Here is a 3,092-nt window from a genome sequence, read left to right as displayed (position 1 = left end):
GCTCGACCGGCTCATCGGCCCGGTCTCGCACCGCGGCTCGCCCGCGACGTACCTGGAGGCGGCCCGCACGGCGCGGGCCCAGCGCAACTGACCGCCCGCGCCCTGCGGCGGTCCGACGCGGCGGAGGCACTGGCCGGGGCCGACGTCGTCGCGTGCTGCACGACAGCGAGAGAACCGCTGTTCCCGGGTAAGCTCGCCCGCGACGGCGGCACCGTCGTCGCGGTCGGGTCGCACGAGCCCGGCGCCCGCGAGCTCGACGGCGACCTCATCGCCCGCGCCACCGTGGTCGTCGAGGCCAGGGCGGCCGCCCTGGAGGAGGCGGGCGATCTGCTCATCCCGATCCGCGAGGGCACGATCACCGCTGGTCATCTCGCGGGCAACCTCGCCGACCTCGTCGCGGGTCGGGTGGTCGCCGGCACGGGACCGCGCGTGTTCAAGAGCACGGGCATGGCCTGGGAGGACCTCGTGGTCGCGGCCGCCGCGTACGAGGCGTGGAAGTAGAAAGGGATGCGGATGGCTGCCGAGGACCGGCTCGACCTGCCGATGGTGGGGGAGCGGCAGAGCCTGCGCGAGCAGGTCGCGCACGCGCTGCGTGCCGCGCTGATCACCGGCGAGATGCGGCCGGGAGTGGTCTACTCCGCGCCGGTGCTGGCCGCCCAGTTCGGCGTCTCGGCCACGCCGGTGCGCGAGGCCATGCTCGACCTCGCCAAGGAGGGTCTGGTCGAGGCGGTGCGCAACAAGGGCTTCCGGGTGACCGAGCTGTCCGACCGCGACCTCGACGAGCTCACGGAGATCCGCCAGCTGATCGAGGTGCCCACCGTCGCCCGGCTGGCCGGCGGCGCGCGGGAGGCGGAGCTCGAGCGGCTCAGGCCCGTCGCCGAGGAGATCGTCTCGGCCGCCGAACGCGGTGACCTGCTCGCGTACGTGGACGCCGACCTGCGCTTCCACGTCGAGCTGCTGACCCTGGCGGGCAACGCCCACCTGGTCGAGGTGGTACGCGACCTGCGCAACAGGGCCAGGCTCTACGGCCTGTCCCAGCTCCGGGAGCGCGACGTGCTGGGCGAGTCGGCCAGGGAGCACCTGGCGCTGCTCGACGCGCTCAAGAGCGGCGACCGCCAGGCCGTCGAACACCTCATGAAGGAGCACATCGGCCACGTGCGGGGGATCTGGGCCGAGCACTGAGGAGCCGCCCGTGGGTGGACTCGTCCGTTTTTCGCCCACTAAGTTCTGACATTTGGGGATCGCGCGGAGCGGGATGGCGGTACTCTCATCTCGGGTCGAAAGAGCGACGCCCCAAGCGTCCGCCGGCGGCCCCGTCGTCCAGGTCCCAAGCGGACCGGCCACCACCGATTCCGGTGGGTGGCGCATGCCAGGTCACGCGGACACCCGCACTCCGCTGACCTTCCATGGGCTCGGCCTACCCCGCCCACCAAAGCCGAGCCCTCCGCCGCGCGCCCGAGACCCCATCCCACGGGCGCGCGGCGGCCCGCCACAGCTCCCGCGTCAGACCTTGCGCCGCCGGGTCGAGCCCAGGCTGGCGGCCACGATGCAGACGATCGCCGCCCACTGCTGCGCGTGCAGGACCTCGTTCAGCAGCATCACGCCGATCAGCGCCGCCACGGCCGGCTCCAGGCTCATGAGGATGCCGAACACCTGCTTGGGCATCCGCCGCAGCGCCTGGAGTTCGAGTGAGTACGGGATCACCGACGACAGCAGCCCCACGCCGAGCCCGATCAGCAGCAGCTCCGGCTGCAGCAGCTCCGCCCCGCCCGTCGCGATGCCGACGGGGGCGACCACCAGGGCCGACACGATCATCGCGAACGACAGCCCGCTCGTCCCGGGGAATCGCTGGCCGGCCGCCGCCGACAGCAGGATGTACCCGGCCCAGCCGACGGCCGCCAGCATCGCGAACCCGATGCCGAGCCAGCTCACCGACGCCGACTGCCCCCATGGCGCCAGCAGCACCACACCCGCGCCCGCCAGGCCGATCCACAGCAGGTCGATCCTGCGCCGCGAGGCCGCCACGGCCACCCCCAGCGGCCCCAGGAACTCGATGGCCACCGCGATCCCCATCGGCAGCCGCGACAAAGCCTCGTAGAACGTCAGGTTCATGAGGGCGAGCGTCACCCCGAACCCGATCCCCACCGCCCAGTCGCGCCAGGACAGGCCCTTCAGCCGGGGCCGGACGAGCGCCCCCATGATCAGCGCCCCGGCCATGATCCGCAGGAACACCACCGCGCTCGGCGGCAGCGCCGCGAACAGCTCCTTCGCGAACCCGGCGCCCAGCTGCACCGAGACGATGGCCAGCAGCACGAGCCCGGACGGCGGGATCGAGTCGGCGGCCGTGCGCAGCAGGTTTCCCGGCCTGGGCAGGCCGGAACCGCGATCGAAGGGATCGTCGAGGGCGAACGCGGTCACAGGACTCCTCACGGGCTTCAGGGGATGACGGTCAGAGCGTACTCGTGGCCTGCGACATGACCCGACATAGGGTGTTCTGGATGGCTCTTGGATCATTGATCGTATGAAGTCCCCCGCGAGTCTCGCCCGGCCGCCGCTGGCCCTGTCCGCGGCCTCGTTCGTCAGCAGCTTCGACCGCTTCGCCGTGAGCCCCATGCTCGTGCTGATCGCGGTGGACCTGAAGGTCCCGCTGTCCGCCGCCGTCGCGGCCGCCAGCGGCTACTACCTGGCCTACGGGCTCACCCAGCCGCTGTGGGGGCTGCTGTCGGACCGGTTCGGCCGCGTGCGGGTGATGCGCGGGACGCTGTTCGGCGCGGCGCTGGCGGGGCTGGCCTCGGCGCTGATGCCGGCCCTGGGGGCGCTGGTGGTGGCCAGGATCGTGACGGGCGCCTGCTTCGGAGCGGTGATCCCGACCGGGCTGACGTACGTGGGCGACACCGTGGAGCCGTCGACCCGGCAACGCGCGCTGACCGATCTGATGGGCGCCGCCGCCCTCGGCACGGCCCTGGCCACCGGGCTGAGCGGGGTGCTCGCGGGCCTGGTGGACTGGCGGGTGGCGTTCACCGTGCCCGCCGCCTGCGCCCTGGCCTGCGCGCTCGCGCTGCGCTCGCTGCCGGAGCCGTCCCGCGCCCGCC

General features: G+C 73.0%; 3 protein-coding genes and 1 pseudogene. 3 read left to right on the top strand and 1 reads right to left on the bottom strand.

The window, feature by feature from the left end; all coding sequences use genetic code 11:
• Both ACWDX9_RS61800 and ACWDX9_RS61795 read left to right on the top strand, forming a co-directional pair.
• A pseudogene (locus ACWDX9_RS61800) lies at positions 1 to 501 on the top strand (ornithine cyclodeaminase family protein); the annotation flags it as partial.
• 12 nt (positions 502 to 513) lie between these two features.
• The gene (locus tag ACWDX9_RS61795; protein ID WP_350740024.1) at positions 514 to 1,182 is read left to right on the top strand and encodes a GntR family transcriptional regulator; all 669 of its coding nucleotides are present in this window, start codon (positions 514 to 516) and stop codon (positions 1,180 to 1,182) included.
• A gap of 321 nt (positions 1,183 to 1,503) precedes the next feature.
• Here ACWDX9_RS61795 and ACWDX9_RS61790 read toward each other — a convergent pair whose 3' ends face one another.
• Positions 1,504 to 2,418 (bottom strand): EamA family transporter, encoded by a 915-nt coding sequence (locus ACWDX9_RS61790; RefSeq protein ID WP_449973196.1) that lies wholly within the window; start codon positions 2,416 to 2,418, stop codon positions 1,504 to 1,506.
• A 103-nt stretch (positions 2,419 to 2,521) separates the two neighbouring features.
• Here ACWDX9_RS61790 and ACWDX9_RS61785 point away from each other — a divergent pair.
• Positions 2,522 to 3,092 (top strand): MFS transporter (locus ACWDX9_RS61785; RefSeq protein WP_449973195.1); only part of this gene is annotated, 571 nt, incomplete at its 3' end.

It is taken from the genome of Nonomuraea sp. NPDC003201 (assembly GCF_053590415.1).
This window is presented reverse-complemented; position numbering and strand designations above follow the sequence as displayed.

Coding starts and splice junctions, on each gene's coding strand:
- ACWDX9_RS61795 (WP_350740024.1), top strand. CDS start 514: ATGGCTGCCGAGGACCGGCTCGACCTGCCGATGGTGGGGGAGCGGCAG.